At 70.3% G+C, this 3,554-nt stretch carries 4 protein-coding genes; 1 reads left to right on the forward strand and 3 read right to left on the reverse strand.

The features are described 5' to 3' along the window. Positions 1-171: 171 nt before the first annotated feature. Together EHS43_RS40225 and EHS43_RS40230 are read right to left on the reverse strand one after the other, a co-directional pair. Complete coding sequence (locus EHS43_RS40225; protein ID WP_125195493.1) at positions 172-672, reverse strand: hypothetical protein; 501 nt, start codon at positions 670-672, stop codon at positions 172-174. Between the two features lie 35 nt (positions 673-707). Next, a complete protein-coding gene (locus EHS43_RS40230; RefSeq protein WP_185806619.1) occupies positions 708-1,343 on the reverse strand; it encodes a TetR/AcrR family transcriptional regulator in 636 nt (211 codons plus the stop codon). Between the two features lie 130 nt (positions 1,344-1,473). On the opposite strand from EHS43_RS40230, the gene EHS43_RS40235 reads away from it, so the two are divergent. Next, positions 1,474-2,388, forward strand: coding sequence for an NmrA family NAD(P)-binding protein (locus EHS43_RS40235; RefSeq protein ID WP_185806620.1), 915 nt, complete (start codon positions 1,474-1,476; stop codon positions 2,386-2,388). 58 nt (positions 2,389-2,446) lie between these two features. Here the strand turns inward: EHS43_RS40235 and EHS43_RS40240 are convergent, their stop codons facing one another. Further along, a complete protein-coding gene (locus EHS43_RS40240; RefSeq protein ID WP_125195495.1) occupies positions 2,447-3,388 on the reverse strand; it encodes a LysR family transcriptional regulator in 942 nt (313 codons plus the stop codon). Positions 3,389-3,554 lie beyond the last annotated feature (166 nt).

Genomic DNA, 3,554 nt, shown 5'->3' on the forward strand with positions numbered 1-3,554 from the left:
TGACAGGGGTCAGCCCGGCAGGTGCACGCTTGACGGCGACCGGCCTGTGGGGTGGGGCCTGGAGGGGGGCCACCCTGGCAGGTGCACGCTTGACGGTGGTCGGCCCGGCGGGTGGAGGCCTAACGGTGGTCGGCCTGGTGGGGGCCGGTGTGGTCGCGGTGGGCCCCGTGGTCACTTCACTCGTGGGAAGCGTGCTTGGAGGGTCCAGATCGCCGGGTTCTCGCCCAGGTCCTCGTGCAGGTCGACCAGGTCGGCGATCAGGTCGTGCAGGAAGTCGCGGGCCTCGCGGCGCAGGTCCGCGTGGGAGAAGGTGAGCGGGGGTTCCTCGGCCCGCATCCAGTCGGCCTCGATGTCCACCCACCCGAAGCGGCGCTCGAAGAGCATGCGGTCGGTGGACTCGGTGAAGTCGAGTTCGGCGTGCTGGGGGCGGGAGGCACGGGAGCCCGCCGGGTCGCGGTCCAGGCGTTCCACGATGTCGCACAGCGCCCACGCGAAGTCGAGCACCGGCACCCATCCCCAGGCCGTGGACAGCTCCCGGTCCTCCTTGGTGTCCGCGAGATACACGTCCCCGCAGAACAGGTCGTACCGCAGCGCGTGGACGTCCGCGCGGCGGTAGTCGGTCTGCGGGGGGTCCGGGAAGCGGTTGGAGAGGGCGTAGCCGATGTCGAGCACGTACGAGATGGTGTCACGCGGCCCTGAATCACCGGTCACTGGAGCCGTCCGGCCTCGACGAGGACCAGCAGGTCGTTCGCGGCCTGCCGGGCGCGGAGCCGGATCGCGTCCGGTCCGGGAACCGGCCCTCCGAGCAGCGCGGTCTCGACGATCTCCGCCTGGAGGAGAGCCGAGAAGACCTGTGCGGCCCGGGTGGGGTGACCGACCTTGGCGCGCAGGTCGGCCGGCCAGTTGGACAGGTGGCGAGTGAACAGGGCCACGCGGTTTCCCAGCACGTCCTGCTGGTAGCGGCGGCCCAGTGCGGGGAAGCGCTGCGCGTCCCGGGCGACCACCCTGAACAGCCCCAACTGCTCCTCGGTGAGGATGTGCTGGAGGAGCTCGAAGCCGGCCTCCGTCAGACCCTCCAGGGGAGGGAGGGTGAGCCATTGCGGGTCCGCGGTCCGGGTGCCGGTGCCGCAGGCCTCTTGGATGACGGCGACGAAGAGATCGTCCTTGCTGTCGAAGTGCCGGTACAGGGTCGTGATGGACACGCCCGCGCTCGCGGCGATGCGATTGACCGAGCTTCCGCCGTATCCCTCTTCGAGGAACGCCGACAGCGCGGCGTCGATGATCGCCTGGCGTTTGCGCGCCATCAGCCGCGCTTTCGGGTCGTCGTCGGCCCAGGTTCGCACGTGGTCCCTCCGGTCTTCTGTGGCCTTGACAGAGCATACGACAGCACTCACTATCGCGACATACGAAAGTGATTGCTTTCGTATGGCCGTGAACCGCATGGCGGTATGGCCGTATGACGTGAGGAGTGAGATGCCGAACACAGACATTCCGCGGGTTCTGGTCCTGGGGGCCACCGGCCGCATCGGTGCGGCTGTCGCCGGGGAGTTGGAGGCGATGCCCGGTCAGGTGATCCCCGTACGGGCGTCACGCAGCGGGACGACGGTCGAGCGGTGGATCGCGGCGGGGCAGGAGGCGGTGTGCGTCGACCTCGACGATCCCGACACCTTCGCCGGCGCGCTGAAGGGCATCGACCGGGTCTTCCTGGTCACCGGCTACACCTCGGCGATGAACCACCAGACCAAGACCTTCGTGGACGCGGCCGAGGACGCCGGCGTCGATTTCCTGGTCCACCTGGGCGTGTTCGGCGACGGACGCTCCACCGATCCGCACTTCGCGTGGCACGAGCTCGTGGAGCGCTACATCGCCGGCTCCACGCTGGCCTGGGCGAATGTGCACCCGCATGTGTTCATGGAGAACCTGCTGGGCATCAACGGGCCGCGGGACGGCCAGTTGGTGTGGCCGATGGGTGACAAGCGGGTCGGTTGGGTCGCCGGCGCCGACATCGCGGCAGTCGCGGCCAGGGTGCTGGCCGAAGGACCCGAAACGCATGCGGGCAAGGACTACTACCTGTCCACCGATCTCCTCAACGGCACCGAGGTGGCCGAAGCGCTCTCCGACGCCCTCGGACGGGAGATCCCGGCACTGGTGCTGACCCCCGCCGACCTCCAGCGCATGATCGAGGCGGGCCTGGACATCGCGCCCGCGGACATGGACGCCGCCTACGCGGCCAGCACACTGATCTGGGCACGACAGACATACGAAGGCCGCTTCGACCACGGCGCGGTCACCACCAGTACGGTCGAGGATCTTCTGGGCCGAGAGCCGGTGCGTCTGCGTGAGTGGGCCGCCGCACACCATCAGGAGCTGCTCGACCGGCTCCCGTGACGGCTTGTGCGTCGCACACCGGGCGCCGCCCGGAGCGGAGACCGCCCCTGTGCTCCGATCAGGGCGAGGCCAGGTCTGCCGCCTGCCGCAGGAGAGTGCTGAGCAGGTGTACGTCCGGTCTGCGGGCGGTTCCGGTCCGGATGACGGTGAAGACCGTGCGTGTCACCGGCACCAGAAGGGGGTGCACGCTGATGCCCTCCTGCTCGGGGATGGCCAGCCGGGGGGCCAGCGCGATGCCCGCGTCGGCCGCCACGAGTGCGACGAGCACCGAGAAGTCGCTGCTGCGGACGCGGATGTCCGGGACGAACCCGGCCGCTCCGCACGTGCGCTGGATCATCTGGAAACAGGAGGTCTCCGGACCGGGAGTCAGCCACGCCTCGTCGGACAGCCGGGCCAGATCGGCGGGCTGACCCGGGGCGAGTTCGAGGCGCTCGGCCCGCGCGGCGGACAGGCAGAGCAGCACCGGGTCCTCCATGAGGACGTCCTGCCGGCTGTTTCCGGGGAAGTTGCGTGGCAGCACGGAGTAGCTGTGCGCCAGGACCACATCGACCTCGCGCTTCTTGAGGGACTCCATGGCCGGGTCGGGTTCCTGCTCGACGAGCTGGACCGTGAGGGTGCGCGCCCGGGTGTCCTCGTCTCGGGTGTCCTCGTGTTCGGCGAGCAACCGGTACACCGTGGGCAGCAGGGTCCGGGCGGCGGATGCGAAGGCCGCCACTCGGATCAGGCCGTGGTGGCCGCCTTTCAGCGCCCGCAGGTCGGACTCCGCCGCGGCGAGATCGCCCAGGATCACCTCGGCGTGCGCCACGAGCAGTTCTCCCGCCGGCGTCAACCGCAGAGTGCGTCCGCTCTTCTCGACGACGGGCACGCCGGCCTCACGTTCCAGGACGGCCAGCTGCTGGGACACGGCCGGGGCCGTCAGGTGCAGGATCTCGGCCGTCGCGGCGACCGTTCCGTAGGTCGCGAGATGCTGGAGGACCCGCAGACGTCGTACGTCAAGCATGACCATCGCCTTCCGCGGATGCCCGGACAGTGGTCGTCGTCCGCGGTGCCGGGGCCCGGCCGGCCGAGCGCGGTCCGCGTGTCGGGCCGGCGGACGAGCCACGGGGGAGCGCGTCCGGTCCGGCCCCGACGCCGCCGTCGAGGCCCGTGATGAGGCCCTCGACAGC

Origin of the sequence: Streptomyces sp. RP5T (assembly GCF_003933965.1) — a bacterium.
Lineage (GTDB): Bacteria > Actinomycetota > Actinomycetes > Streptomycetales > Streptomycetaceae > Streptomyces.